Source organism: Arthrobacter sp. 9V (assembly GCF_902506065.1).
Classification (GTDB): domain Bacteria; phylum Actinomycetota; class Actinomycetes; order Actinomycetales; family Micrococcaceae; genus Arthrobacter.
The window spans coordinates 1-1,106 of sequence record NZ_LR733068.1 but is presented as its reverse complement, the minus strand read 5'-3'; the positions used below and the strand labels follow the sequence as shown (position 1 = coordinate 1,106).

General features: G+C 72.2%; 2 protein-coding genes. One reads left to right on the top strand and one right to left on the bottom strand.

All coding sequences use genetic code 11. The features are described 5' to 3' along the window. On the top strand, window positions 1-202 hold a 202-nt coding region (locus BACI9J_RS24185; RefSeq protein WP_159736816.1), incomplete at its 5' end, for a hypothetical protein. A gap of 166 nt (window positions 203-368) precedes the next feature. Here BACI9J_RS24185 and BACI9J_RS24180 read toward each other — a convergent pair. Further along, window positions 369-1,106: solute carrier family 23 protein (locus BACI9J_RS24180; protein WP_328699832.1), on the bottom strand; the 738-nt coding region annotated here is incomplete at its 5' end.

The window sequence follows — 1,106 nt, the reverse complement described above, 5'->3', positions numbered from 1 at the left end:
CCCCGGGAAGGCGGACAACGGCCGCGAGGGCTGGGTCCTGTGGAGCGAGCCGGACGGCGGCGACGTGTACGAGTCCGACGGCACCACCGTGGTCGGGCAGTGGACGGCGGGGGTCGCCGACGAGGTCCCGCTCGATCAGCGGTACATCGACGAGCAGGAGTCCGTGCAGACCGCGACCCCGTCGCCCAGCGCGCCGCGCTGAACCGGGCGAGGAGCGCGTTGCGGACCGGAGCGACCGACTGGGGGGCGTTCCGGTCCGCAACGCAGAACGGGACGGACCGGAGGCCCGTGGCCGTGTCCGCCACGGGCCTCCAGTCCGGTGGTCCCACGTCGTCAGGCGCGTGGCGACGGCCGGCCGACCACTCGCGTCAGTCGGCGCGCGGTTCCGCGGGGACTGCGCCGGTGGCGGCGTGCGCGGGGTCGGCGGCCTCGGTCGAGGGCTCGTCGGTGCCGCGGACCCGGCCGATGACGTCCATCACGTGGTAGACGACGATCGCGGCGATCGTGCCGACGATGATGCCGCCGAAGCTCGCCTGACCGAAGCGGAACGTGAAGTCCGCGATGCCGATGATCAGGGCGATGCCGGCGGTCAGCTGGTTCTTCGGCTTCGAGAAGTCGACGCGGTTCTCGACCCAGATCCGGATGCCGATGATGCCGATCAGACCGTAGAGGGCGGTGGTGGCGCCGCCGAGCACGCCGGCGGGCACCGAGGAGATGACCGCGCCGATCCTCGGCGACAGACCGAGCAGGACGGCCGCGATCGCGGCGACCCAGTAGGCGGCGGTCGAGAAGACGCGGGTGGCGGCCATGACGCCGATGTTCTCGCCGTAGGTGGTGGTGGCGGAGCCGCCGCCGATGCCGGCCAGCACGGTCGAGATGCCGTCGGCGAAGAGCGCGCGACCGGTGAGCGGCGTGAGGTCACGGCCGGTCAGCTGCCCGACGCCCTTGACGTGGCCGACGTTCTCGGCGACCAGCGCCAGGACGACCGGCACGAACGCCAGGTAGATCGGGAGCTGCGACGGGTCGAACGCGGGAGCGGTGAAGTCCGGCAGACCGATCCACGCCTTGTCACCGACCTTCGAGAAGTCGACCTGACCGCCGATGAG